Source organism: Noviherbaspirillum denitrificans, assembly GCF_002211445.1.
In the GTDB taxonomy this organism is placed as follows: domain Bacteria; phylum Pseudomonadota; class Gammaproteobacteria; order Burkholderiales; family Burkholderiaceae_D; genus Noviherbaspirillum; species Noviherbaspirillum denitrificans.
Genome location: NZ_LSTO01000001.1, coordinates 3445498 through 3446474, shown reverse-complemented (window position 1 = coordinate 3446474; position 977 = coordinate 3445498). Strand labels below are relative to the sequence as shown.

At 65.2% G+C, this 977-nt stretch carries 1 protein-coding gene; it reads right to left on the bottom strand.

Annotation, left to right across the window (positions count from 1 at the left end):
• The coding region (locus AYR66_RS16670) for an NAD(P)(+) transhydrogenase (Re/Si-specific) subunit beta (protein ID WP_088709866.1) at positions 1–977 on the bottom strand (977 nt) is incomplete at both ends.

Here is a 977-nt window from a genome sequence, read left to right as displayed (position 1 = left end):
TGCCCCCCCGCCATGCCATAGCCGGGAACGATGATGACGTTCTTCGCGTCGCGCAGCAGTTCGCCCGTTTCGGAAGCGGACACCGGCACCACTTCGCCCTGCGGCTGCGCGGCGGCGCCGCCTGCTGCCGGCTTGGCGCCTTCGGAACCGAAGCCGCCGGCGATCACGCTGATGAAGTTGCGGTTCATCGCGCGGCACATGATGTACGAGAGGATCGCACCGCTCGAACCCACCAGCGCGCCGGTCACGATCAGCAGGTCGTTCGACAGCATGAAGCCGGTCGCCGCCGCCGCCCATCCGGAGTAGCTGTTGAGCATGGACACCACCACCGGCATGTCCGCGCCGCCGATCGCCATCACCATATGGATGCCGAACAGCAGGGCGATCACCGTCATCACGATCAGCGGTGTCATGCCTTCCTGGAAAGAATGCGCTTTCAGGAATTGCGCGCCGAAGTAAATGACGATCAGCAGGCCGGCCAGGTTCATCCAGTGGCGCGCCGGCAGCAGCAGCGGCTTGCCGCCGATGCGGCCGGACAGCTTGCCGAAGGCGATGATGGAACCCGAGAAGGTCACCGCGCCGATCAGGATGCCGATGTAGATTTCCACTTCATGGATGGCTTTTTCGGCGCCCGTGAAGTTGGCCGATGCGGACGGATCGACATAGCTGGCGTAGCCGACCAGCGTTGCCGCCAGGCCGACCAGGCTGTGCATCAGCGCGACCAGTTCCGGCATCTGCGTCATCTGCACGACACGCGCGGCATACAGGCCGATCGTGCCGCCGACGACCATCGCGCCGACGATCCAGGGGATGCCCCCGGAGGTGACGTGCGGGCCGAACACGGTGGCCAGCACGGCAATCCCCATGCCGATCATGCCGTACAGGTTGCCGCGCCGCGCCGTTTCCGGATGCGACAGGCCGCCGAGGCTCAGGATGAAGAGGATGGTCGCACCGATATAGGCGACAGTTGTGAGACT